Below are 26,065 nucleotides of genomic sequence, written 5' to 3' on the forward strand. Positions count from 1 at the left end.
TTGACCTGGCAAATAGGGCGCCCGGCGCTTAACCCACCCGAATAATCTCGCGCTTGAGCATCTGCACCAGCACGTCGAGGGTCTCCATGCGACTCATGGAGCTCAGGTCCAGGATATCCTCGAAGGTGCTCATGCCGTCGATCTGGCTGAGCAAGAAGCCGAAGCGGTGGTCCAGGGTCATCGAGGCGAGCTCGCTCATCGCGATATTGAGCTGCGGGGTTTGCCCCAGGGGGCCGATCTGGGCCTCGTAGACCGCCTCTAATTTTGCGTCCACCGCGGCGAGCAGCGCGTGTGCGTCTTCGTGCACATCATCGCGCGCCATCAGGGCGCTGAGCAGGTCGCGGGCGGACTCAAACTCACCGTCCTCAAAAAGCCGGCGCGCCTCGTCCATCAGGGCGTCGGCCGCGGCGCGGTCCTCGTGGACTTCACTGGGACTGATCTCTTCGAGCACAAACGAAGAGCTCGACCCAAGATAGTCCCGGCGGATGCCGGTGGGCTCCTGATTCTTGAACGGATTCGGCGTGTCCTGGCGCTCTCGGCGCGCGAAGCGATCCTTGACCCCGGATGGGATCGGGTTGGCCTGCGGGGTTGGCGTGCGCTCGCGCGACGGCTCAACCATCAGGGGCTCGCCGCGGTAGCGGTTCTTCTTCGGCGTCTTTCGCGGCGGAATCTCGGGAGCGGAACTATCGCCGGCCAGCGACTCTGCCAGCTCAAAGAACTCATCGTCGTCCAGCGAGGCGCGGGTGCGCAGCTCCTCAACGTCGGCCTCGTTATCACCGGGCGACGTGAGTTCATCATTGGCATCATGGCCGACGGCCGATTTGGTCGGCTCAACAAAGCGAGGAATCGCGGGCATCGACGGCGGCGTGACCTCCATCTCGCGCGACGGCGCGGGCTCGCGCGACGGCGTCAACCGAGCATTGTCGGTCGCGGTCACCGCCGAGCTCTTCTTTGCCCCCAGCGCGTGCCCCTCGGCGGCTGCGCCGCCATCCGACGCGCTCAGGTCATCGTCATCGAAGCCGAAATCAAACCCCTGCCCCCACCCCTCCGGCTCGCTCTCTTCCACCGGCTCGACCGTCTTAAACTTGCCGGTCAACAGGGCGTTATCGAGGTCATCGCTCGCCTGGAAGACCGCCGTGCGGTCGGCGTCAAAGGAACGGTTCAGCTCCTCATTTCTCTTCTCTGGATTCTCAAAGCCAAAGTCGAAGTCGAAGTCATCTTCGGGCTCCGCCGTGTCGACCTGGCCTGCGCCCACCTCTGGCTCGCCCAAATCAAAATCAAACCCGTCGTTATATTCGGGCTCCAGCACAACCTCTGAGTCCCCAAATCCAACCTCGCGATGCGTCGACTCCTCGAGCGCATCGCCGCTCCCTGGCGCTGCCTCCGGCTCCGGGGCTTTGGGCGGGGCATTAAACTCATCCAGGAAGTCAAAATCATCGGTCCCAAATAGCTCACGCGGCCCACTATCCTCCTCGACTGAGGGATAGCTCGCCGTGTCATCCAACCCGTCTGTGCGCGCACGCGCACCGAAACCTGAACCATTCGAGTCCCCAAAAATTGTCTCGGCAGGGTCCTCCGGGGCGTCGTCCGCGGGGACAGCATCCAACGACGGGGGGTCAATGGAGACCGAGGACTCAATCAGCGCAAAATCAACCCGGTCGGCCGCGTCGTCGCCCGATTGTTCGGCCTCTTCCTCAAGCGCGAAGTCGGCCCAGAATGGGTCGGATTCCTCACCAGAGTCTTGGCCCGCCACGGGCGCGTCGCCCTCGCCGTCATCCCCGACCGCCAGCGCCTGTTCTCCGGGCGCGTCGATCACCTCAAGCTCTTCGATATCCGAAAATATCGCGTCGTGGTCGATATCCTCGTAGTCGACGATATCCTCCACCATGGGCAGGTCGAAGTCGAACTCCTCGCCGTCAAAATCCCCGAAGCTCTCGATATCGCCCAGGCTTTCGAAATCGTCAAACTCCCCGAAGAAGTCGACCTCCTCGGAGTCCACGGCCATCGAAATCGACTCCGCCGACGACCACTCCGCCTCGGATAACCCCACCTCGGCTTCGCTAAACTCACCCACCAATTGCCCGAAATCCCCCTGAAAAGCCATCAACCGCTCGACCATCAGCCCGAGCCAGTCGATGAGCTGGGGAATACTGGCGACCGAGTCCTCGCGCAATCGATTGATATGAGCGTCCAACTCCTTATTGACGAACCCCGCCTCGCGCACGTCAACCAAAACCCCAAGAACTCCCGCAAACTCGTCCTGCTCGAGCTCGCGAAGCACTCCCTGGAATTGCTCCAGTACGAACTTCTGGTTGGGGGACTTCGTCATGGCTCTCCAATATCTGCGGGGATCTTCAAAAATCGAAGCTCGGGCCGCCCAAACGCTGAACGCTCAACTCGAGGCAGCTGGGAATTAAGCCGAATACGCCGTGAAGCTATCCGGTTAAACCGTGGGCCGCGCGCACGCGGCACCAAAAACATGCAGAATATCGCATCATCATGGCAATTACTTATCACGAAACCTCGAGGACCTCGCTGAACGCTTCGACGGCGAGCTCCAGGGCATCCGCGGTTGAAAGCATGGCGCCCAGGTCAGTGCCGAGCAGCGCGACGCGCGCGTGCTCAACCGCCTCGCTCGCCTTGCCGCGGGCTTCGACAATAATAGCATCGTCGATAAAGTCCTCGGCGTCACGCATCAGCCCCTCCATCGTGCGCACCAACCCGCGAATCCGGGCGCGCGCGTTCTCCAACTCGGTGCCCTGCTTGAGGTCCATCAGATAATCTTCGTTCTCGTCGATCATCTGCTGGATTTCGGACTCGGTAAGGCTGCTCGACGCAGCCACGGTGATGGACTGCTCGACCTTGGTCTCCAGGTCCGTCGCCGACACGCTCACGATACCGTCGGAGCTGATCTCGAACTCCACCTCGATCTCAAGCTCGCCGGCAGGCGCGCGGCGCAGCCCGCTCAGCACGAACTCCCCGAGCAGCTCGTTCTCCGACGCGTTCTCACTCTCGCCCTGCATGACCACGATCTTGACCGAGGTCTGGTTGTCCCGAACGCTGGTAAAGATATGGCTGTGGCTGGTCGGGATCGTGGAGTTCGCCTCGATCAACGGCTCAAACCCACCGCCGTGCACCATGATTCCCAGGCTGTGCGGGGTCACGTCGAGCAGCAGGATATCTTCGTCCTCGTCGAAGAGCGCCGCGCCCTGGATGGCGGCGCCGATGGCGACGGCCTCGTCGGGGTGAACGTTCTTGGAGGCCGGCTTGCCGAAGAACTCCGCGACCTCTTGCTGCACGCGCGGCATACGGGTCATGCCGCCGACCAGGATCACGTCGTCGATATCGTCGACCTCAAGCTCGGCCTCCTGCAGGGTGGCCCGGCAGATCTTGATGGTCCGGTGGATGAGATCCACGGCCAACTCCTCGAACTCATCGCGCGTCATCGTGGTCTGCAGGTGCAGCGCCTCGCCGTCTTCCTTGGTATAGATAAAGGGCAGGCTGATCTCAGTTTCCTGGCGCGAGGACAGGTCGATCTTGGCCTTCTCGGCGGCATCGCGCAGCCGCTGCAGGGCCATCTCGTCTTTGCGCAGGTCGACCTTATGCTCGCGCGCGAAGGCGTAGGTCAGGTGCTCGATGATGCGCGCGTCGAAGTCCTCGCCGCCCAGGAAGGTGTCGCCGGCGGTCGACAGCACGTCGAAGACCCCCTCGCTGATGTCCAGGATCGAGATATCGAAGGTGCCGCCGCCGAGGTCATAGATCGCCACGGTGGCGTCGATATCCTTGCCGAAACCATAGGCCAGCGAGGCCGCGGTCGGCTCGTTGATGATGCGCACGATGTCCAGGCCGGCGATGCGCCCGGCGTCTTTAGTGGCGCGGCGCTGCGCGTCGCTAAAATACGCAGGGACCGTGACGACCGCCTTCTCGGGCGCCTCGCCCAGGTACCCTTCGGCGACCAATTTGAGCTCCTGCAAGATCATGCTCGAGATCTCGGGCAGGCTATATTCCTTCTCGCGCAGCTTGATGCGCACGTCGTCATGCGGCCCGGTGACGATCTCGTAGGGGCAGGTCTCCATGCTGTGGCGCACCTCCGCCGAGTCCCATTTTCGCCCGATCAGCCGCTTGGAGGCGTACACGGTGTGCCGGCTATTGGTGATCGCCTGGCGCTTGGCCATCTGCCCGACGAGGCGACGCCCCGACTCGGTGATCGCGACGATGCTGGGCGTGGTTTTATACCCACCCTTATTCGGAATGACGGTCGCAACCCCCGCTTCCACGATGGAAACACAGCAATTGGTCGTGCCAAGGTCGATGCCGATGACGCGTTCACGCTCCATAATTCTGACTCCCAGATACTTCGTGGATAAAACCCGGGTTCCCCAGGCTTTCTAAATGATATTGCGCGCCTTGCTTCAAGCGCGATAGGTCAAAAGCAAAATATTTGGCGGGCATATGGGTCATCGCGCCCCGAATTGGCCGAGGCGCTCGGTCGCTCCGGGATGCCCCGGGGCGTGCGCGAGGACCTTCTGAAACTCTTTGACCGCCTCGCGTTCGGCGCCCACCGATTGCAGGGCGCAGCCGACGATAAAGTGGGCCTCGGCCGGCGGTGCGCCGAGCTTCAGGCCGGCGCGCGCGAAGCACGCGGCCTCTTTGGGCATCTTCGCCGCGCTGAACATGATGTCCGCCACGCGCATCGCGAGCTGCGGGTCGCGCACCAGGGCGAGGGCCTTTCGGTACTCCTCGGCAGCCTGGGCGTAGTCGCCTCGCTCCTGGTATTTTTCGGCGCGTCGCACCAGCAGCGCGCCCGCGGCCTTGCGTTTATTGCGCTCTCGAAGCTCATCCTGGGACGCCCCCGCGGCGCTACTCTCTGCGGCCTCGCCCGGCGCGCTCTCCGCCGCCCCGCCGCTTTGCTCGGCCAGATGTGCCGACAGCGCCGCGTCATAATCGCGGCGCGCGCCCTTCTTGGACAGGGTCGCATACGCCCGCGCGATCTCCTTAAAGACCGCCTCCTGCATCTTCCCCAGGGGCCCCAGATCTTGGCGGAAAAAATTGTCTGGATGGTGGCGTTTCGACAATCGGAAATACGCCTTCTTAATTTCCTTTCGGCCCGCGCCAATGCTCAGGCCGAAGAGGTCATAATAGCTCATCTGCTCAAGCTGGGCGTAGAGGCAAATAAGCTCGCGGCGCAGCCCATCGTCGAGCGGCGACTCATGGGCGAGCAACTCGGGGTCAAATTCGAATTGTTCGGGCGGGATCGGATAATTTGGGATGACGTGGGCCGACTGCGCCGCTGGCGTCTTCTCGACCGTTGGCGCCGCTGGTTTTGCGGCCGGGGCTTCGGGAGAGGCGCTCGTTGTCTCGGCGGCGGCTGTCGGGGGTTCATTATTCGAAGGCGCGACAGCGGGCGATTCCTCCGCCAGGGGCGAAGCGGCGGCCTCAAAACCCGGCAGCTCAATGGCCCCCGCGCTCGCCAAATACTCAAGGCACCCGAGGGTATTCTCGCGGCCCAGCCCACTCGATTGGCACAATTGCGCGACCGTCAATTTGCCGTCCACGCGCGAAAACAAGAAGTATTGCTCTGCGGTGGGCGACAACGAGATGATGTCGACATTGGGCTTGGGGATGGGGGCTGCGTTTTCGTCAATCAACTGCTTCAATCCCAGTCAAGGCTCGCGCGAGAAACGATATTGTCTAGCCAGGCTTTCGTGCACCCAACGCTTAAGCAAATTATGGCCTAAGATGCACGATATAGATATCAGCGCTTAATATATAACAGCCGCTTGCTCTTCACAAAGGAGCGACAAGCGGCTGAAGCTCACTTTCGACCAATAACACGGTCAATCATGAGTTTGCAAACACTTCCAGCGCTTTTCCAAGGCGTTTTAATGCTTCTTTAACATCGTCCTCGCTGACGATCATCGGCGGCACGAACCGAAGGGTATTGCCACCCGCGGTGTTAATCAAAAGACCCTGCTTGAGACACTCGCCGACGATGGCCGGGGCGGCGTCTCCGCAGATCGCGCCCATCATCAATCCACGGCCGCGCACGCTTTGGATAACATCGTAGCGCTCGGCCAGGGCCTCAAGCCCTTCGCGCAGCTGCTCGCCGCGCGCGGCCGCGTTGGCCATCAGCTCCTCTTCGTCGAGCACTTCGAGCACGGTCAGCGCCGCGCGCGCTGCGAGCGGGTTACCGCCGAAGGTCGTGCCGTGGCTGCCCTTGACGAAGGCCTGGAAGATCTCCTCGGTCGACAGCATCGCCCCGATGGGCACGCCGCCGCCGAGCCCCTTGGCCAGGGTCACGATATCGGGGCGCACGTCGGCGGCCTCATGGGCGAAGAATTTGCCGGTACGCCCGACCCCGGTTTGAATCTCGTCGAAGATCAGCAGCGCGCCGTTATCATCGCAGAGCTTGCGAAGTCCGCGCAGAAACTCGGCATCGGCCGGGTTCACGCCGCCCTCGCCCTGGATGGGCTCGATCAGCACGGCGGCGGTGTTGGGGCCGACCTTGGAGGCGACGTCCTCGAGGTTATTATATTCGGCGTAGTCGAAGCCTGGGAGCATGGGCTCAAAGCCGGCGTGGTATTTGGGCTGACCGGTCGCCGCCAGCGCGCCCATCGTGCGGCCGTGGAATGATTTGAGCATCGAGACGATGCCATACTTTTCGGGCTTCCCGACGACCACATTCTGATAGCGCCGGGCGAGCTTAATGGCCGACTCGACGGCCTCGGTGCCGGAGTTGCACAGAAAGACCCGGTCGGCAAAAGAGCGCGCGCACAGCGTGTCGACCAGCTCAATTTGCTCGGCGCTATAATAGAGGTTTGACACGTGCATCAGCCGCTCGACCTGGTCGCGCAGCGCGGCGGTGAGTCGTGGATGATTATACCCCAGCGAGGTCACCGCGATGCCGGCGACAAAGTCGAGATATTTATTGCCGTCGCGGTCATATATCCAGACGCCTTCGCCATGATCGAGGATCATGCGCGCGGGCGAGAAAGTAGAGGATCCATGCCGGTCACCGGCTTCAAGTAACTCTTGGGTCGTACGTGTCATGAGCGACTTACCTTGAAGAAAATCTGAACGAATACGAGCGCCTCTTCGGGCACTCATCGGGTCGAATTAGAGATAATTTTGAGACGAATCAGCTCAGAGAATATAGCGGCTTAGGTCTTCGTTTTCGAGAATGCCTTCGAGCTTTTCGCGCACATAATCTGCTGTAATTTGCACGTTCATATCCTCCATGTCTGGGGCCTCGAATGCAAGCTCCTCAAACACCTGTTCCATGATTGTGTGCAGACGTCGAGCGCCAATATTCTCAAGATTATTATTCACCCGAAACGCCATCTCGGCGATCGTGTCGATCGCCTCATCGTCGAACCCGATCTCGAGCCCCTCGGGCTTAAGCAGCGCGGTATATTGGCGCGTCAGGCTATTCTGCGGCTCGGTGAGGATGCGGCGGAAGTCCTGCTGGGTCAGGCTGGTGAGCTCGACGCGGATGGGGAAGCGCCCCTGCAGCTCCGGGATGAGGTCGGAGGGCTTGGAGACGTGGAAGGCGCCGGCGGCGATAAAGAGGATATGGTCGGTCTTCACGATCCCGTGCTTGGTGCTCACCGAGGAGCCCTCGACGATCGGCAGAAGATCGCGCTGGACCCCCTCGCGCGAGACATCCGGGCCGCTGGAGGACTCGCGCCCGGCGATCTTATCGAGCTCATCCAGAAAGATGATGCCGCCCTGGGTGGTGCGCTCAAGCGCCTCGGAGATCACGTGGTCCATGTCGATCAGGCGCGAGGACTCCTCGTTGATCAACAGGCGCATCGCCTCGCCGACCTTGACGCGTTTTTGCTTGCGCCGCTCGGGGAAGATATTGCCGAGCACCCCGCCCAGGTTCATCTGCTCCATGCCGGGCTGTTTGGAGAACATATCCGCCATCGGGTTATGGGTCTCGGCGACGTCGACCTCGACATATTCCTGGTCCAGCTCCCCGTCGCGCAGCCTGCGCCGAAGCAGCTCGCGCTCATCGAGCGGCCCCTCGTCGCTCTGCATCACCCCGTCGACCCCGGCGATAAAGGTCTTGCGGTCCTCGTCGCGCTCGTCGAGCGGGCGGCGCGGGGCGGCGCGGCCTTTGAGCTGCTCCAGGATGCGGTCCTCGGCGGCCTCGCGCGCCCGCAGTTCCACCTTCGCCTCGGCCTCGGCCTTGACCAGGTTAATCCCCAGGTCGAGCAGGTCGCGCACCATCGACTCGACGTCGCGCCCGACATAGCCGACCTCGGTGAATTTGGAGGCCTCCACCTTCAAAAAAGGCGCGCGCGCCAGGCGCGCCAGGCGCCGCGCGATCTCGGTCTTACCGACGCCGGTCGGCCCGATCATGATGATATTTTTGGGCATGATCTCGTCGCGCAACTCATCGCCGACCTGCTGGCGGCGCCACCGGTTGCGCAGGGCGACCGCCACCGCGCGTTTGGCGGCGCGTTGCCCGACGATAAAGCGGTCGAGCTCAGCGACAATTTCTCGAGGGGTAAGGTCTTGCTCTCGGTCAAATTCCATCGGATTTCTACTCGATCAACGGAAATTAGGACTTATCAGAATTCAACTCTTCGACGCTCAGGTGCGTATTGGTGAAGACGCAGATCTCGGCGGCCACCTGCATGGCGGCCTCGGCGATCTCGCGGGCGCTCATCTCGGTGTGGCGCACCAGCGCGCGCGCTGCCGACAGCGCGTAGGTGCCGCCGCTGCCGATGGCGATAACGCCTTCTTCGGGCTCGATCACATCGCCCGCCCCGCTGATCATCAGCGTGGTCTCACGGTCGGCCGCGATCAACAGGGCCTCCAATTGGCGCAGCATCTTGTCGGTGCGCCAGTCCTTGGCCAGCTCCACCGCCGCCCGGGTGAGGTTGCCATTATAGCTCTGGAGCTTGGCGTCCAACTTCTCGTAGAGGGTCATCGCGTCGGCGGTCGATCCGGCGAACCCGCACAGCACATTGCCACTATGAAGCCGGCGCAGCTTACACGCGCTCCCCTTCATAATGATCTTCTCGCCCATGGTGACCTGCCCGTCCCCGGCGAGCACCACGCTCGAGCCGCGACGAACACAGATAATTGTGGTGGCATCAAACATCGCTTTCCTAAGCATTAGATTTTAGATTCGGCGCGGCGGCCAAAGCCAGGCCGGGCCGGGCCGATATGCGCCCATGCGACGCAGCATTCTTGCCCGAAGGCACACCGGCGAAAGCTAGACACGACGGGCGAAAAGGCGAGCCATCGGCGGCGGAAATTTTCAGGCATCCTCGCGGCCCTCCAACCCGCGAATCCAGCGCCTCACTGCTCCTCCGCTCCCGCGCGCTTCGCCAGCGGATGCGCCTGGTCGTAGACCTCCATCAGGCGGTCAACCGACACATGGGTATAGCGCTGGGTGGTGGCGAGGTTGGCGTGGCCGAGCAACTCCTGGATGGCGCGCAGATCGGCGCCCGAGTCGAGCAGATGCGTCGCATAGGAATGGCGCAGCCCGTGCGGCGTGATGCTCGTGTCGAGCCCCGCGCGCACCAGATAATCCTTAAAGAGCCGGCGCAGGCTCCGACTGCTCAGTCGACCGCCCCGATAATTCAAAAACAGCGCCCCCGGCGGCGTCTCACCCGACACCAACTCCATGCGCCGGCTCAGGTAGGTCTTGAGCGCGCGCGCAGCCTTTCGCCCCAGCGGAATCTCGCGCTCCTTATCGCCCTTACCGATGGTGCGCACCCACTTCTGCTCAAAGTCGATGTCTTTAATATCCAGCCCGACCAGCTCCGAGGCGCGCAGCCCGCAGCCATACCCGAGCTCCCAGGCGGCCATATCGCGCACCCCGAGCGCGTTATCCGGCGCGTGGCTGTCAAGCAGATGAAAGATCTCGTCGACGTTTAGATAGTTGCGCAGCGGCGTGGAGACCTTCGGGCCGGTCAGCAGGGAGGCGAGGTTTTCGTGGGTATAATCTTTTTTGGCCAGAAAGGACCAAAAGGAGCGCAACGCGGAGATCTTGCGCGCGATCGAACTCGCCTCATTCTCCTCGAAGCGCCCGGCGACGAAGCCGCGCAGGTGGCGCAGCTCCAGCGCCTTGATGTCCGGGTCTTCGGCCCCGTGGGCCTCTTCGAGGTATTGGGCAAATTGGGCCAGATCGCTCGAATACGCCCGCAGCGTCTCGGGGCTCGCGCCGCGCTCGGCCTGCAGATAACTCAAAAACTCGTCGATTCGCTCAGCCAGCATAAGTGGTGTCTCGGCGGAATGAACTGATTTCAGCGCGGGGCGGCGAAACTACGCGCGCTCGACCCGATAGACACCCTTGAGCTTCTCGATATTTCGCATCGCCCGCCTAAGCTGCTCGGCGTTGCTGACCATGACCTCGAAGGTGTTGACCGCGCGCTTCTCGTCGGTGGTGACGCAGTGGGCCTGCTTGATATTGACGCCGGCGGCCTGGAAGGACTGCCCCATATTCGCCAGAAGCCCGGGCTTGTCGGTGCAATAGACCCGGATTTTGACCGGACGACGCGCCTTGGAGTGCTCGCTGGCGGCCTGAGAATCCCAGCTCACGTCGATAAGACGCTCGGGCTCCAGGTGGGCCATCCTCGGGCAGCTTCGCTGGTGCACCGACAGGCCGCGCCCGCGGGTGACAAAGCCGACGATATCGTCGCCGGGCACCGGGGAGCAGCATTTGGCGTAATTGACCAGAATATCGTCGATCCCATTGAGCGTGACCCCGGGGCTCTGCGGGGTCGCGCGGGTGGTGATCTTCTCCCAGATCTGGCCGATCTTGGAGTCCTTCTTCTTGGGCGTCTCCTCCTCGACCTCTTCGGTGGGGAACAGCTTCTCGACCACATGCTCGGGCTGGGCTTTGCCGTAGCCGATGTCGGCGAGCATCTCGTCGATGGAGGCAAATTTGCTCTTCTCGGCGACCTCTTCCAGGGTGCCATTTCGCTCGACGGCGGCGAAGTTCGTGCCGAATTTTTTGAGCTGCCGGTTGAGCAACTCACGGCCCAACTCGCGGCTGCGCTCGCGCTGCTCTTCGCGCACCGATTTGCGGATCTTGGTCTGCGCGCGCCCCGTCTTGACGAACTCGAGCCAATCCTTGTTGGGCTTCTGATTTTTGTTGGTGATGACCTCGACGATGTCGCCGTTTTTAAGCTCGTGGCGCAGCGGCACCATCTGCCCGTTGACCTTGGCCCCGGCGCAGTGATGGCCGACCTCGGAGTGAATCGCGTAGGCGAAGTCCACGCAGGTCGCGCCGCTGGGGAATTCCATGACGTCGCCGCCCGGGGTGAACACGAATACCTCGTCGTGGAACAGGTCGATCTTGACCTGCTCCAAAAACTCGCGCGGGTCCTCCAGGTCCTGGTGCTCCTCCATCAGACGATGGAGCCAGGCAAATTTCTGGTCGTCCTTATCCGGGACCGCCTTCCCCTCTTTATAGAGCCAATGCGCCGCGATACCTTCCTCGGCGATTTTATGCATATGCTCGGTGCGGATCTGCACCTCAATGCGCTCCTGATACGGGCCGATGACCGAGGTATGCAGCGACTGGTACCCGTTGGGTTTGGGGATGGCGATATAGTCTTTGAAGCGCCCGGGAATCGGCTTCCAGAGGTTATGCACCAGGCCGAGCGCCTCGTAGCATTTTGCCTTATCCTGGATGATCGTGCGGAACCCCAGCACATCAAAAACCTGCTCAAATTCAATCTGTTGCTGGCGCATCTTCAAAAAGATACTCCAGAAGTTCTTCGGGCGGCCGTCGATCTTTGCGACGATGCCATTCTCGCGGAACAGCTCGTCGAGGATATGAATAACCTCACGAATGAAGTTCTCGCGCTCGCGTTTTTTCGACGCCACCTTCTCGGCGATCTCATAATAAGATTCGGGGTAAAGATAGCGAAAAGACAGGTCCTGCAGCTCGGTCTTGAGCCAATGGATGCCGAGGCGATGGGCCAGCGGCGCGTAGATATCCATCGTCTCCTGGGCGATGCGCTCCTGCTTCTCGGCCGGCATATATTTGAGGGTGCGCATATTATGCAGGCGGTCGGCCAGCTTCAGCAGGATGACCCGCAAGTCGCGCGACATCGCGATGATCATCTTGCGGATATTCTCCGCCTGATGCTCCTCACGCGTGTTGAACTCAAATTTCGACAGCTTCGTGACCCCGTCGACCAAGAAGGCGACGTCGTCGCCGAACATCTCGGTCAACTCTTCGACCGTGGTCTCGCTATCCTCGACCGTGTCGTGCAAAAGCCCGGCGACCAGACTGGAGACGTCCAGGCGCAGCTCGGCGATGAGGTCCATCACCTCCAGCGGGTGCGACATATAGGGCTCGCCAGATTTGCGCGTCTGCCCCTCGTGCATATCGGAGGCGAAGCGAAACGCCCGGCGCAACATATCGATATCGGCGTCGGGTAGATAACGCCGAATTTTCTTAATAATGGTATTAAGTCGCGTCTCAAGCTGCATATTGTGCCCATGCTTCATATATCTACCCTAACCGCCCGATGAAAAATCACGCCCGCCACCGCACTACCTACGAATAACAACCCAAGCCCCCCCGATATTCAAACCCCGCGGTGCGCTTTCAAACACGCAAATTCCGCATGCCCAACGGCATCTCGACGCCGAAACTCAATTTCGTGGAGATTTTGGCCATGAAGAAACCACCGCCTGTGGAACAATAACGGACAACGATATATCGGGCAACAAAATGATTTTTTTAGCAGAGACGAAAATCGTGCGCGCCCGGGGGGGTGGGCGCGCGCCGGTGTTTGCCCCGGCGTCAATGATCTAGCGCATCGCGCCAGCGCGCCAGGATAGCCCCTCACGCGTGCTGCGCAGCGCGGCTAGAGCGCAACTCAAGTTGACCTTATCCGCCCGCTCACGTACATATTCGGGGGCGAAGCACGTCAATTTATCGAATCAGCTAATGAGCGAGGTTAAGGCTATGAATGGTACATCAATTGTCCTGGCAACCGATCTTTCCGACGCAAGTGTTGAGGCTGCGCGCTGGGCGCAAGAGGCCAGCGAGCGCCTTAATCTGCCGGTAACGGTCATTTATGTCGTGTCGATCAGCGTGGCGAACTGGGCCACCGGCGCCTACGACGTCCTTGAGACCCCCGCCATTATGGAAGATTCGCGCGCGAAAGTCTCGGATTGGTACGCCGAGGCGACGGGCAAAGCGCCGGCAGAGTCGCGCGTCCTGGTCGGCCATATCCCGGTGCAGATTCGCCAGGAGACCGAGAAAATCGACGCCGCGATGCTCGTGCTCGCGACCTCGGCCAAGACGCGCTGGAAGCAATTCTTCCTCGGCTCGACCGCTCAGTCGCTGGCGCATGTCCCGCCCTGCCCGGTCATCCTGGTGCGCCCCGAAGAAGAGATGGGCTCGACCACGGTCAAAGAGATCGCGGTCGGCATCGACTTCTCGAGCAACTCGATCGACGCCCTCGCCCACAGCGCCGCCCACGCGCGCGCCGCCGGCGCCAAGATCCATCTGGTCCACGCCGGCAAATCGCCCAAGTTCATGCTCGGCCTTGAGCACCTGCCCGAAGAGGTGATCCAGACCGACTACCAAAAGTGGGCCACCGAGCAGATGAATGACTTCATCGGCGCGCACGCAGACAAGCTCGAAGGCATCGAGATCGAGACCCATATCCTGGAGGATTACCCCTCCCACGGCCTGCTCGAGTTCACCGAGTCCAACGAAGTCGATATGCTCGTGGTCGGGCGCACCGGACACTCCAGCCTGATCAGCGACACCGTCGGTGACGTGCTCCTTAAAGTGTTGCAGTCGGTCCCGACCACGACCTGCATCGTGCCGGCCGAACCGGCCGAATAGCACCGAGTTTCGGCGTCACGGCGGCCTCGCCGTGACGCCTGAGCACCCCACATATTTTGCCAGCGAGTTGTACGGAAAATGCAGAACGATATGCCCGACGCGGCCCAAAAGGCCGAGGAGCTTTCTCGGCTCATCCATAAGAGCAAATCTGGCAAAAAGTGGCGCTGGATCATCGGCGGCATCGTCCTGGCGGCGATTGCCGCCGCTGTCTTTTTGAAGCTCACCGCCGAACCCGAGCCGCGCGCCTGGGTCACCGAGCCGATCAAGCGCGGCGACCTGCAGCTCACCGCCACGGCCACCGGCGACCTCAAGCCCAAACGCACCGTGACCATCGGCGCGGAGACCTCCGGGCAGATCCTATCGGTCGAAGTCAAAGCAAATGACACGGTCAGCAAAGGCCAGGTCCTGCTGCGCTTTGACACCGAGGCCCTCGACAATAAATTGCTCCAGGCCAACGCCGCGCTGGCCTCGGCTCGCGCGAACGTGCGCGGCGCCCAGGCGAGTTTGGAGGCCGCGACCCTCGAGCACGAGCGCACCGCGACGCTGGCCGAAAAAGACATGGCCTCGCGCAGCGCGCTGGACCAGCGGCGCGCCGAGAAATTGCGCGCCCTGGCCACCCTTGAGGCCAACCGCGCCAGCGTCGCCCGCGCCCAGGCCGAAGTCGCCGCTGCCAAGACCCAATTGAGCAAGGCCACCATCACCTCGCCCATCGACGGCGTCGTGATGACCCAGAACGTCGAGGGCGGAAACACCGTCGCCTCGACCCTGCAAACCCCCGAATTATTTGTGCTGGCCGAAGATCTCAGCCAGATGGAGCTGCATATCGAGGTCGACGAGGCCGACATCGGCCTGGTCGAGCCGGGCCAACCCGCCACCTTCAACGTCGACGCCTGGCCGGGGCGCGCGTTCGAGGCCGAGGTGAGCACCGTGTCGCTGTCGCCGACGGTGGAGCAAAATGTGGTCACCTATACCGTCGAATTGTCGGTCGATAACTCCGAGCGCCTGCTGCGCCCGGGCATGACCGCGACCGCCACGATCACCACCGGCACCAACGAAAATGTGCTGCTCGCCCCCAACGCTGCGCTGCGCTTCTCGCCGCCATCCGAAGACGGCGCCGAGAAGTCGGGCGGCTTCAGCCTGAGCCGGCGCCGTCCGAGCCCGCGCGCGGCCAAGGCCGCCAAATCGCTGTGGGTCCTGCGCGACGGCGAACCCACCGAGGTCCCGGTCAATATCGGCCCCTCCGACGGACGCTTCACCGAGGTCACGCCCACCGAGGGCGCCCAACTCGAGGATGGCGCCCCCATTATTTTGCGCGAGCAGAAGAATAAAAAAGGCGCGCCAACGCCGGGCTCAAAAAAGCCGTCGCAAGCCTCTAAAACGAGCGATTCGGAGGATCCAAAGAAACCCACACGCCCCACAAAGAAGACCGCCGAAGGCGACGAAAATGGCGCGCAGGACCGGGGCCCCAAATGACCTCACCCAGCGTGCGCGACCCCTCACAGGCGATGCTCAGCCTGGAGAGCATCTATAAAATTTACGGCAGCGGCAACACCCAGGTCAACGCCCTGGATGATGTCAGTCTGCGGGTGTATCCCGGCGAATTCATTGCGATTATTGGGCCCAGCGGCTCCGGAAAATCGACCTTTATGAATATGCTCGGCTGCCTCGATGTGCCGACCGCGGGGAGCTATAAATTCTGGGGCACCGATATCGGCGGGCTCGACGCCGACCAACTCGCGATGCTTCGGCGCCACTATATTGGCTTCGTCTTCCAGAGCTTTAATCTGCTGGGGCGCACCAGGGCGGTCGAGAATGTGGAGCTTCCGCTGATCTATAAGGGCGTCGGGCGGCGCAAACGCCGGGCGCTCGCGATGCGCGCACTTGCCGAGGTCGGGTTGGCCGAGCGCGCCGCGCACACGCCGGCGGAGCTCTCCGGCGGCCAGCAACAACGCGTGGCCATCGCCCGCGCGCTGGTGACCGAACCCTCGCTGCTGCTGGCCGACGAGCCCACCGGCAACCTCGACACCACGACCACCGTCGAGATTATGGAGCTCTTGCGCCGGCTTAACCGCGAGGAGAACCGCACCATCGTCATGGTCACCCACGAGCCGGAGGTCGCCGCGTTTACCGACCGCGTCTTGGAGTTTCGCGACGGAAAACTGGTCGCCGACGGCACGCCCGAGGAGATCTTGTCATGAAATACCGCGACACCATCGGCATGGCCGTCGGCGCGATCGCGCGCAATAAGGTGCGCTCCTTTTTGACCGCGCTCGGCATCATTATCGGCGTCGCCAGCATCATCGCCATCGTGCAGATCGGCGAGGCGACCACGCGCAACGTGACCGACCAGATCTCGTCGATTGGCTCGAACCTCATCATGATCAGCCCGGGGCGCGCGCGCCGCGGCCGCGGCATGGCCCAGCCCTTTGAGGTCGCAGATTACCAGGCCTTGCAAAACGAAATCCCGGACCTCCACGTCGCCCCGGTCGCCGGGCGCGGGGTCACGATGGTCTACGGCAATCTAAATCACGACGCCCAGGTCATCGGCACCACCAATGACTACCTGGTCGTGCGAAACCGCGAGATCGTCGCCGGGCGCGGCTTCTCGGCCGAGGAGCTCGACAGCGGCGCCCCGGTATGCGTGCTCGGCCAGACCATTATCGACACGATCTTCGGGCGAGACGACCCGCTGGGCCAGGTGCTGCGTATCAATAAGATCGCCTGTCAGGTCATCGGCATCCTCGACCCCAAGGGGAACTCGATGGGCAGCGACGAGGACGACTTCGCCCTGATGCCGCTTAAGGCCGTGCAGCGCCGGCTGCTGGGCAGCCAGGATATCACCGGCATCTCGGTGTCGGTCGCCCAGGGAGCCGACACGACCCAGGCCAAGGCCGAGATCGAGGCGCTGCTGCGCCAGCGCCGCCCGCCTGCCCCCGACGGCACCGATGATTTCCGCGTGCACGATATGCAGGAGATCGTCGAGACCCTGCAGGGCGTCACCCAGGCGCTGACCGCCCTGCTGGGCGTGGTCGCCGCGGTCAGCCTTTTGGTCGGGGGCATCGGGATCATGAATATCATGCTGGTGTCGGTCACCGAGCGCACCCGCGAGATCGGGCTGCGCCTGGCGATCGGGGCGCGCGCGCGCGACGTGCTCACCCAATTCCTCATCGAGGCCATCGCGGTCTCGTGTCTCGGCGGCTTCCTGGGCATCGTCCTGGGGCTCGCGGGCAGTTGGGCGGCGGTCCGGGCGATGGATATGCCCTTTGTTTTTTCGCCCAGCGTGGCGCTCATCGGCTTCTCTTTTTCGGCCGCCATCGGCGTCATCTTTGGTTATCTGCCGGCGCGAAAAGCCGCGCATCTCAACCCCATCGAAGCACTTCGTCATGAGTAAGTTTTTGCCTAAATATATGCTCCTTCATCCCAAAAAACCGCAGCACCTGACCCCCAGACGCCCATGCTTTTGGCCGGGCGCGGCGGTATTTTGCGCAGTGTCATTTACCTCGCTTGCGCTGGCTGCGCCGGCCTTTGCCCAGGCCGTCGCCCCGAAGGAGACCCCCGAGGGCGCAAACCCCGCCGCCCTGCTCGCCAGCGAGGCCGCCGACCCCTCCGAGGGCTTTGAATCGCAAACCCCAAAAGAGGTCCTCGAGCGCGCGATGACCCACAACCCGAACCTGCAGGCTGCCGTCCTCGCCTGGCGCCAGGCGAAGCTGCAGGTGGTCAGCCAGGACAATCAATTCGTGCCGCTGGCCTTCGCCGAGGTCGGCTATAGCACCGGGCGCCGACCATACCAGGGGCGCGACGGGGTCCAATTATTGTCGAGCGATTCGATTCGCTTTAGCACCGGCTTAAACCAGACCTTCCGCAGCGCGACGCGCGTGGGGGTCTCGCTCGAGGTTGAGCGCGCGGCCGAGGATTCGATCGTCCTGGGCGACCTCGACGACACCTTCGGGCTGGGCTTTTTGTTGACCGTCAGCCAGCCCTGGCTGCGCGGTTTTGGCCAGGAGACGATCCTGGCCGAATTGCATATCGCCGAGGTGCGCCGCGACGCCGCGCTGGCCGAGCAGGAGCGCCAGGCGAACGCCCTGGCCCGCCAGGTGCTCGACGCCTACTGGTCGCTGTGGTTCTCGGAGCAGCAAATTCGGATCAACCAATCGGCGCTGCAACTTGCGCGCCAGGAGCTAAAGCGCGCCCAGGAGCAGTTCAAGGTCGGCGAAATTTCGGCCTCGCAAATGGTATCTCTGGAAACCGAGTTGGCCCGCCTCACCGAGGACCTTGTGCGCAGCCAGGCCACGCGCCAGACCCAGCAATTTCAGCTCGCGGCGCTGCTGGGCGAATCCCCCGATAAGGCCACGCTCACCCCTGCCACCGAGCCGCCCGACGTCTACGATAACCTGCGCCGCGCCGACCTCTTCGCCGAGGCTGAGAAGCGCTCCTACGAGCTCCAGAGTCTCAAATACACCGCCGAAATCGCCCGCATTCAGGCGGCGCTGGCCAAAAACCGGAGCCTGCCCTCATTGAGCACCGACGCGACCGTGCGCGTCTCGGGGCTGGGCGACGACGTGCCGGCGGCCTTTGAGCAAATCGGCGGACTCGAGGCCATCAGCGGCAATATCAGCCTTCGCCTGGAGCTGCCGATCATCAACCGCGCCGCCCGGGCCGATGCCGAGAGGGCCGCGCTCGAGGTCGAGATCGCCGAGACCAAATACCGCGCCGCGCGCGACCAACTTCAAAGCCGGGTCGCCAGCACCCTGAGCAACTTCGAGTCCGCCCAGAGCCGCCTGGAGCTCGCCAAAAAGACCGCCACGCTGGCCGAGCGCCAGGTCGAGATTCAGTCGACCCTCTTCGCCAACGGCAACACCACCATGCTCGACGTCGTCAGCGCCATTCAGCAGCGCAACCAGGCCCAGCTTCGTGTCGCCAGCACCCGCGTCGAAATCCTGAAGTTGCGCCTCGAATTAGAGGAAGCCACCGGCACCCTTTTGGAGCGGGTCAGCGCCGCGCTCGAATAAGACCGCGCATTTTTTCTCGGGCCGCCCCCTCCTCAACGCCATTAAAGGCCGATTTCACACCTTTCTTTGATTTATTTTGCGCCACCAGCTTTCCTCTCGTCGATCCGCCCCTATAGTATCGGGTAGGCCGAATTCTCCATGGGTGTGTGCGTGACAACGCATATTTTTGGCAGGTCGGCATGTCCCGGTTGACCCGAGACTAGAGGGGCGGCGTCTCAGCCCGAAACGGTCGGCGCGTCGCGAACAAATATGGTCCAACGAATCCCGGCCGGGATTTTGGGCCTCACAATTGAGCATGAGAGTACGATTATGGCAGACAGAATCCTCGGAAAAGTGAAGTGGTTTAACGAAGACAAAGGCTACGGCTTCATCGAGCGTGAAGACGGCGGCGAAGATGTCTTTTTGCACCACAGCGCTCTGGACAGCTCAGGTGGTTTCGCGACCATCGCCGAAGACACCCCGGTTGAATTTGAGGTGGAGCAGGGCCCGAAAGGTCCCAAGGCCGCCCACGTACAAAAACGCTAATTCTCGCGTTTTCGTATGAAAATATGAGGAAAAAGCCGACCATTTTAATGTTCGGCTTTTTTCATGCCTACATTTTCACGTGATCCCACCAACGATTTACTCCATGCTCGCCGCGCCGGCTTCGCCATGAACTCAGAACCCAATTTGTATGTGATGTCATTATGAATACCGCCTTGCCGAACTCTTCGGGCGCCGCGAGTCGACTCGCGCGATTTGCCCGCCTCACCCTGGTGAGCCTCGTCATCCTGGGCGGGTGCGAGCGCCCCCAGCCCGGAGAGGAAGCCGAGCTCGCCGCGCAATCGAGCAATGAGGAGTTGATGATCTTTGCGGCATCTTCGCTCACCGAGGCGTTTCACGAGATCGCCGACGCCTTCGAAAAAGAGCAGTCCGGCGTGGACGTCACCCTTCATTTCGCCGGCAGCCAGGCCCTGCGCACGCAGATCGAAAACGGCGCCCCCGCCGACGTCTTCGCCTCGGCGAACTCAAAGCATATGAGCGCCTTGCTCGCAAAAGACCTCGTCGGCGCGCCCGCCCTTTTTGCCCATAATCGCCTCGTGATCGTGACCCCGCCGGACAACCCCGCGGGCATCGCCTCCGCCGAAGACCTGCCCAAGGCCGAGCGCCTGGTCGTGGGCGCAGACGAGGTGCCCGTCGGCATGTATACCCAGGCGTTTTTGACCCGCGCCGCGAAATCCTTTGGCGGCGACTATCGCGAAAAAGTCGAACGCGATATTGTCTCGCGCGAGGCCAACGTCCGCCTGGTCCTCACCAAGGTGTCGATGGGCGAGGCCGACGCCGGCGTGGTCTATCGCACCGACGCTTTGCAGCGCGGCGAACAGGTGCATACGGTCGAAATCCCCGACGCGCTCAACATTCGCGCCGACTACCCCGTCGCGGTGCCTACGCAGAGCCCGCGCCCCGCGCTCGCTCAGCGGTGGATCGACTTCGTGCTCTCCGAACAAGGCCAAACGATATTGGCCAAACAAGGCTTCGGCGGCGCGACACAGGCTCCCGACAAGGCCCCCTGAGCAGCGTATCGCGCACAGATTTGTCGCGCGAAGAATTAAGAAGCCCCCGAGATTTGATGTCCAGCCACACCCCCAAAAACTCAGCGACCAAGCCCGCGAGCCTGCTGGTGCGCGCGATGGCCGGCATCTTCCTGGTGTTTTTACTGCTCCCGTTGATCGCCATCGGCACCACGACCACGCCCGCCGAAATACTCACCGCCCTCAAGGACCCGCTGGTCTGGCCGGCGGTGCGCATCAGCATCGTCACGACCGCCATCAGCTTCGGCATCACGCTGGCCTTCGGGACGCCGCTGAGCTGGCTGCTGGCGCGCAGCCGCTCGCGCTGGGCGCGCGCCTGCGAATCCCTGCTCGAATTACCCATCGTGCTGCCACCGGCGGTCATCGGCGTAGCACTCCTGCTGGCCTACGGCCGCCGCGGTTGGCTGGGCGGTGTATTTGAGTCGCTGGGGTGGAGCCCCGGGTTTAGCCTCAGCGCGGTCATCTTCGCCCAATTGGTGGTCGCGGCGCCCTTTTTTATCCAATCGGCGACCGCGGCTTTTCGCCAGGTCGACGACGAATTACTCATCGTCGCGCGCACCCTGGGCGCCTCGCCGATGCGCACTTTCTTGCGCGTCGCGGTGCCGCTGGCGCTCCCCGGCCTGCTCAACGGCGCCGCGCTGATGTGGGCGCGGGCGCTGGGCGAATTTGGGGCGACGCTCTTCTTTGCCGGCAACTTGAGCGGGCGCACCCAGACGATGCCGCTGGCGATCTACGCCGCCCTGGAATCCGACCTGCGCGTCGCCCAGGCGATGTCCGTGCTGCTGGTCGCCGTGGCCATTCTGCTATTGAGCGCGTTGCGCGGCCCCATCGCCGCGAAATTCGGGCCGTATCGCCACAACGGAGAACTCCAATAGACACCCTAAACGCAGATATCAGCGGTCGCGTCGGCCCCTTCGAGCTCAACCTCTCCCTGCATCTTCAGGGCCGCCCGCTCGCGCTCATCGGCCCCAACGGCGCGGGTAAAACGACCTGCCTGAAGATGCTGCTCGGGATCTATCGCCCGAGCGCCGGGCGCATCGAGGTCGGGCGGCGCGTGCTCTTCGACGCGCAGCAAAGTGTCGACCTCGCCCCCGAGGACCGCCGCCTCGGCTATATGCCCCAAAATTACGGCCTCTTTGACCATATGAGCGTCACCGGCAATATCGCCTTCGGCATGAACTCCCTGGGAAAATCGAAGGTAGAAATCGCCCACCGCGTCCAGCAATTGCTCGCCGAACTCGACATCTCACACCTGGCCGAGCGCGCGCCCGCCTCGCTGTCCGGCGGCGAAAAACAACGCGTCGCCCTGGCCCGCGCGCTGGCGATTGACCCCTGCGCGCTGCTGCTGGACGAACCCCTGGCCGCCCTCGACCGCGGCGCAAGGCGGCGCACCCGCGACTATTTGCGCGAGTACCTGGGGCAGCTGAATCTGCCCACCCTCATCGTCACCCACGACCCCGCCGACGTGCACGCATTATGCGATCGCGTCGTCGCCATCGAGCGCGGCGCGCAGGTGCAGTGCGGCAGCGTCGAGCAATTTCGCAGGGCTCCTAAGACCCCCTTTTTACAGGACTTCTTTTGCCCCGACCTCTGAGCCGCCCACCGGTTTGCCCCTCAGATTGCCCAACCTTGCGCGGAATAGGCTCACTCTTTAGTCTGCTATTATGAGCCGCGGACGCTGAATAGTTCTTCTTTCGACGCGTCTTTATACGTGAAACGCACCGGCTTCTGGCCGGATTTCCAATGACGAAAACCGACTCCTAAGGTTAAATATTTTGAAAAACCAACCCCACGCCCGCCGCCACCTCAAACGATTCGCTGCTGTGCTGGGCGTCATCTTTCTCACCATCGCGCTGTCGCCGAGCTTCGCGTTCGCGCAGTCCTCCAAGCAGCTCAGCGAGTATATCTCGTATCAGGAGCAGATCGTGCTGGGGGTTAACTTCGACGAATTGCGCAAATCGAAATATTATTCGATGGCCGAGGAGATGGCCAAAAGCAGCGCGGCGATCAACGATATGCTCACGCTCCTCGACGAAGCCGGCGTTGACTTCAGCACCGATATCACCGCGCTCACCATGGGCGTGCCGCTGCTGGACGTCGAGAAGAGCCTGGCCGAGCGCACCTATAGCGTGGCGATCTCGGGCAAATTCGACAGCAAAAAGTTGCTGGAGACGCTGCAGGCGAAGAAGGTGGCGTTTAAGACCTCGGAGCTGGGCAAAAAGAAGCTCTATACCGCCGATAATATCGCCTTTACCTTCCCCAAAGACGGCGTTCTGCTGGTGACCTCCGGGCCCGATGCCTATCGCACCCGCGCCCTTAGCCCCCTGAAAGGGGCCGACAAGTCGGTCACTAAGGCCGGCTATTTCCAGCGCATCTTCAAAGATGTGAAGTCTGCAAGCGGCGTGTGGGTGGTCGCGAACGCGGCCAGCGGCCCCAACCCTAAATCCAAAGAGCTCGCCGTGAGCCTGGATATATCCTCGGGGCTCGCCGCTGAGATCCTGATGGAGATGGTCGATGAGACCTCCGCGGCCGCGGCCCTGGAGCATGCCCAGGCCCAGATTCAGGCCTCCGCCTCGAACCCCATGCTCGCCATGGTCGGCGCCAAACCCCTGCTCACAAATATCAAGTCGACGCACAAGGGCACCCGCGTCACCCACACCACCAAGATGAGCCCCCAGGAGCTTGACGTCTTGGTGCGCAACGCCCGTGGTTTCGTGGAGGGACAAATGAAGAAACAAATGGGCGCAAAATCCGGCTCAGCGAAGCCTGCGGCTGACGGCAAAGCCCCCGCGCCGGCCGGCCCGGTCAAGACCATCAAAGCCGACTTCGATTGATCTTGGCGCTCCCCTCGATTCGCCATCGCGAGGAGCCTGATGTATATCTAAGCCCGCCGACACAAATCGGCGGGCTTTTTGCGTGCCCGCCCCAATTATTAGAAGCAAATTTATCGCGCTTTGTTCGATCCAAGTCGCGCGTGTTTATATCTTTTATTTCTGTTTTGCTGAGATATCTTATGAGGAATATTCTGGAGATGCGAACCCGCCTAGTTAAACCGGCCGCCCGCCGCGCCGCGCCCCTGTGGGTCGCGCTGGCCGCGCTGCTCGCATTTCCGACCTCGGCCCTCGCCCAAGAAGAGCCGACCCCGAGCGACGGGATCATCTTCCCCGACCAATCCATCACGACCCGCGCTGACGCGACCAGCCTGGAGGTCAACCCGGCCGGCCTCGGGTTCATGCGCGGGATGCAATTCGCCCTCGGCCTCCAAGAGCCCAGCGAAGACTTTAAGGGCGTGAGCAATGAGGGCGTCGGCGCATTCTTAGCCGGCGGCACCGGCGCGTTCGCGGCCGGGTTCTCGACCCAGTGGATGAGCCGAAGTGACCTCGGCTACCGGGCCCGTGACTTCCGAAAATACACCTTCGGCGCCGGCGTGAGCACCGGGTCAAACCTGAGCCTGGGGGCGGCGCTTAACTTCTTCGGCAGCAGCGATGACGCGGCGCTCGACGAGTTGATGAGCTGGGACCTCGGCCTGATGTGGCGCCCCTCGGCGAACCTCGGCTTCGGGGTGCGGGTGCGCGACCTCAACCAACCGTATTTTTACACCCCCGACCCCAGCGTGCGCCAACCCGGCAGCGCCCTGCCGATTCGGGCCGATCTCGGCGTGGCGCTTCGCTTCTGGGACGGCCGCGCGCTCCTGGACCCGGCGGTTGGCTTTAGCTCCACGGGCACCTCGCTCTTCTTTCGCCCGCGGGTCGCGCTCGAGCCCTTCCCGGGCGTGCGCATCTTCGCGCGCACCGAATTCGACTTCGACCTCGAGCCCGACAATACCTCTACGACCTGGAACCAGACCGTGGCCGGCCTGTCCCTGCACACCTACGGCGTGGGCGCCGAGACCGCGGCTATCGCGGATTTCAGCGGCGAGAGTAAATTCCTCGGCTCCACCCACCTGATCAGCGTCGGCTCTCAACGCGCGCGCGAGCTCGCCCCGCCCGAGCGCCGCTGGCAATTGGTCAACCTCAACGGCGGCATCGCCGAGCAGCCATCCTCGGGGTTCTTGCGCCCGACCATCGACAGCTTCTTGTCATTGCTCCTCAAAATCGAGCAGCTCACCAACGACCCGAGCATCGAGGGCGTCGTCTTTAACGTCGGCGAAAGCGGCCTCGGCTATGCCCAGATCTGGGAGCTTCGCCAGGCGATCGCCCGGCTTCGCGCCGCCGGCAAGTCCACGGTCAGCGTCCTGACCAACCCGACCTTCCGCGAGACCTATCTCGCCAGCGCCGCCGAGAATCTGTGGCTGCTGCCGCCCGCGCCCTACGGCGCCGACGGCGTGAGCATGTCGATGACCTCCTACGCCGCGCTGCTGGCCAAAGCCGGCATCGAGGCGGAGTTTTTGCGCATCGGGCGCTATAAATCGGCCCCCGAGTCCTACACCTTCCGCACCCCGTCGCCCGAAGCCACCGAGCAGATCACCGATTATCTCGACGGCCTCTACGCCCAGGCGACCGACGCCATGGCCGGGGACCGAAGCATGAGCGCGCAGGCGTATCGCGAAGCCGTCGACGCGGTACCTCATCTGCCCAGCGACGCGGTCGAGATGGGGCTGGCCGACAATGTCATCTACCTGGACTCCATCCAGGAGCGGCTGCGCGAGGAGTTCGGCGGCCACCTGCGCCTCGAAGATCGCTACCCGACCCACCCGGCCGCCGATATGCGCTGGGGCTCGCGCCCCGAGGTCGCCGTCGTGGTCATCTCGGGGATGATCGTGCGCGGCCAATCCGGCGGCACGCCCTTTCTCAACGAGACCGTCAGCGGCAGCGACACGCTCACCAAGGTCTTCGGCAAGCTGCGACGCGACCCGAATATCCGCGCGGTCGTGCTGCGCATCGACAGCCCCGGCGGCAGCGCCGTGGCCAGCGACCTGATCTTTCGCGAGATCCGCCAGCTCGCCAAGGACAAACCCGTCATCGCCTCGATGGGCAATGTCGCGGCCAGCGGCGGCTATTATGCAGCGGCCGGCGGCGACGAGATCTTCGCCACGCCCCACACCCTGACCGGGTCCATCGGCATCTTCGCGGGTAAATTCAGCATCTCCAAACTCGCGGGTATGTTGGGCGTCAGCTCCACCCGACTCCAGCGCGGCGCGCGCAGCGATTCCTTCAGCCTCTTTCACCCCTGGGACGCCGCCCAGCGCGAGGGCGTATCCAAGTCGATCACCTATCTCTACCGGCTCTTTATCGAGCAGGTCGCCAGCACCCGCCCGCTGAGCGTCGACGAAGTCGACGCGGTCGGGCGCGGGCATATCTGGGACGGCGAGCGCGCCAAGCAGCATAAGTTGGTCGACCGGATCGGCGGGCTCACCGACGCCATGCACCGCGCCGCCGAGCTCGCCGGCCTGCCGGCCGACGCGGTCGACTATCGCCTCTACCCCGATGATGTAGGTATCTTTGACCCCGGCGCCACGGCGGTGCACGCGGCCATGCTCGAAAAACTCGGCGCCGACGTCCTCGGCATGGATAGCTCGGCCGACCAGCTCAGCCTGGACTCCGCGGTGGGCGGGCTGATCCAACACCTCGGCCGGGGCATCCTGATGCCGCTGCTCTATCACGACCAGGAGGCATTAACCCTGCTGCCGGTGGTCGTCGAGGTGGACTAAA

Annotated in this window: 19 protein-coding genes; 11 read left to right on the forward strand and 8 right to left on the reverse strand. The window is 62.8% G+C overall.

The genetic code is table 11. From position 1 onward, the window contains the following. Nucleotides 1–28: 28 nt before the first annotated feature. The 8 genes from DN745_RS13565 to DN745_RS13600 form a co-directional block, all read right to left on the reverse strand. Nucleotides 29–2,329 (reverse strand): hypothetical protein, encoded by a 2,301-nt coding sequence (locus tag DN745_RS13565; RefSeq protein ID WP_111335656.1) that lies wholly within the window; start codon nt 2,327–2,329, stop codon nt 29–31. A gap of 184 nt (nt 2,330–2,513) precedes the next feature. Beyond that, nucleotides 2,514–4,337 carry a molecular chaperone DnaK gene (gene dnaK / locus DN745_RS13570; RefSeq protein WP_111335658.1) on the reverse strand — a complete coding sequence of 608 codons (1,824 nt, stop codon included), beginning with the start codon at nt 4,335–4,337 and terminating at the stop codon, nt 2,514–2,516. 120 nt (nt 4,338–4,457) lie between these two features. After that, entirely contained in the window at nt 4,458–5,648 is a 1,191-nt protein-coding gene (locus tag DN745_RS13575; RefSeq protein ID WP_162687668.1) for a J domain-containing protein, read from the reverse strand. A 193-nt stretch (nt 5,649–5,841) separates the two neighbouring features. Next, on the reverse strand, nt 5,842–7,050 hold the full coding sequence (locus DN745_RS13580) for an aspartate aminotransferase family protein (RefSeq protein WP_111335662.1): 1,209 nt from the start codon (nt 7,048–7,050) through the stop codon (nt 5,842–5,844). Nucleotides 7,051–7,143: 93 nt separating this feature from the next. After that, on the reverse strand, nt 7,144–8,541 hold the full coding sequence (hslU, locus tag DN745_RS13585; protein ID WP_111335664.1) for an ATP-dependent protease ATPase subunit HslU: 1,398 nt from the start codon (nt 8,539–8,541) through the stop codon (nt 7,144–7,146). A 25-nt stretch (nt 8,542–8,566) separates the two neighbouring features. Next, nucleotides 8,567–9,112, reverse strand: coding sequence for an ATP-dependent protease subunit HslV (hslV, locus tag DN745_RS13590; RefSeq protein WP_111335666.1), 546 nt, complete (start codon nt 9,110–9,112; stop codon nt 8,567–8,569). 200 nt (nt 9,113–9,312) lie between these two features. Continuing rightward, a complete protein-coding gene (locus tag DN745_RS13595; RefSeq protein ID WP_111335668.1) occupies nt 9,313–10,233 on the reverse strand; it encodes a tyrosine recombinase XerC in 921 nt (306 codons plus the stop codon). A gap of 48 nt (nt 10,234–10,281) precedes the next feature. Continuing rightward, entirely contained in the window at nt 10,282–12,480 is a 2,199-nt protein-coding gene (locus DN745_RS13600) for a RelA/SpoT family protein (RefSeq protein WP_204354996.1), read from the reverse strand. 463 nt (nt 12,481–12,943) lie between these two features. Between DN745_RS13600 and DN745_RS13605 the strand changes: the two genes are divergently transcribed. From DN745_RS13605 to sppA, 11 genes are all read left to right on the forward strand, one after another. Next, nucleotides 12,944–13,834 carry a universal stress protein gene (locus DN745_RS13605; RefSeq protein ID WP_162687669.1) on the forward strand — a complete coding sequence of 297 codons (891 nt, stop codon included), beginning with the start codon at nt 12,944–12,946 and terminating at the stop codon, nt 13,832–13,834. A 78-nt stretch (nt 13,835–13,912) separates the two neighbouring features. Then, nucleotides 13,913–15,307 (forward strand): efflux RND transporter periplasmic adaptor subunit, encoded by a 1,395-nt coding sequence (locus tag DN745_RS13610; RefSeq protein ID WP_111335671.1) that lies wholly within the window; start codon nt 13,913–13,915, stop codon nt 15,305–15,307. Continuing rightward, nucleotides 15,304–16,032, forward strand: coding sequence for an ABC transporter ATP-binding protein (locus DN745_RS13615; protein WP_111335673.1), 729 nt, complete (start codon nt 15,304–15,306; stop codon nt 16,030–16,032). The genes DN745_RS13610 and DN745_RS13615 overlap by 4 nt, the downstream gene beginning before the upstream one ends. Next, nucleotides 16,029–17,225 carry an ABC transporter permease gene (locus tag DN745_RS13620; protein ID WP_111335675.1) on the forward strand — a complete coding sequence of 399 codons (1,197 nt, stop codon included), beginning with the start codon at nt 16,029–16,031 and terminating at the stop codon, nt 17,223–17,225. The genes DN745_RS13615 and DN745_RS13620 overlap by 4 nt, the downstream gene beginning before the upstream one ends. 97 nt (nt 17,226–17,322) lie before the next feature. Beyond that, a complete protein-coding gene (locus DN745_RS13625) occupies nt 17,323–18,843 on the forward strand; it encodes a TolC family protein (protein ID WP_162687670.1) in 1,521 nt (506 codons plus the stop codon). A gap of 309 nt (nt 18,844–19,152) precedes the next feature. After that, a complete protein-coding gene (locus DN745_RS13630; RefSeq protein ID WP_111337689.1) occupies nt 19,153–19,368 on the forward strand; it encodes a cold-shock protein in 216 nt (71 codons plus the stop codon). Between the two features lie 161 nt (nt 19,369–19,529). Then, nucleotides 19,530–20,396 carry a molybdate ABC transporter substrate-binding protein gene (modA, locus tag DN745_RS13635; protein ID WP_111335678.1) on the forward strand — a complete coding sequence of 289 codons (867 nt, stop codon included), beginning with the start codon at nt 19,530–19,532 and terminating at the stop codon, nt 20,394–20,396. A gap of 56 nt (nt 20,397–20,452) precedes the next feature. Further along, nucleotides 20,453–21,289, forward strand: coding sequence for an ABC transporter permease (locus DN745_RS13640; RefSeq protein ID WP_166642391.1), 837 nt, complete (start codon nt 20,453–20,455; stop codon nt 21,287–21,289). 56 nt (nt 21,290–21,345) lie between these two features. After that, nucleotides 21,346–22,008 carry a sulfate/molybdate ABC transporter ATP-binding protein gene (locus tag DN745_RS19585; RefSeq protein WP_275426344.1) on the forward strand — a complete coding sequence of 221 codons (663 nt, stop codon included), beginning with the start codon at nt 21,346–21,348 and terminating at the stop codon, nt 22,006–22,008. A 181-nt stretch (nt 22,009–22,189) separates the two neighbouring features. Beyond that, complete coding sequence (locus DN745_RS13650; RefSeq protein WP_111335682.1) at nt 22,190–23,248, forward strand: hypothetical protein; 1,059 nt, start codon at nt 22,190–22,192, stop codon at nt 23,246–23,248. A gap of 179 nt (nt 23,249–23,427) precedes the next feature. Then, complete coding sequence (gene sppA, locus DN745_RS13655; RefSeq protein ID WP_111335684.1) at nt 23,428–26,064, forward strand: signal peptide peptidase SppA; 2,637 nt, start codon at nt 23,428–23,430, stop codon at nt 26,062–26,064. Nucleotide 26,065: the final 1 nt, after the last annotated feature.

It is taken from the genome of Bradymonas sediminis, assembly GCF_003258315.1.
Taxonomy (GTDB): domain Bacteria; phylum Myxococcota_A; class Bradymonadia; order Bradymonadales; family Bradymonadaceae; genus Bradymonas; species Bradymonas sediminis.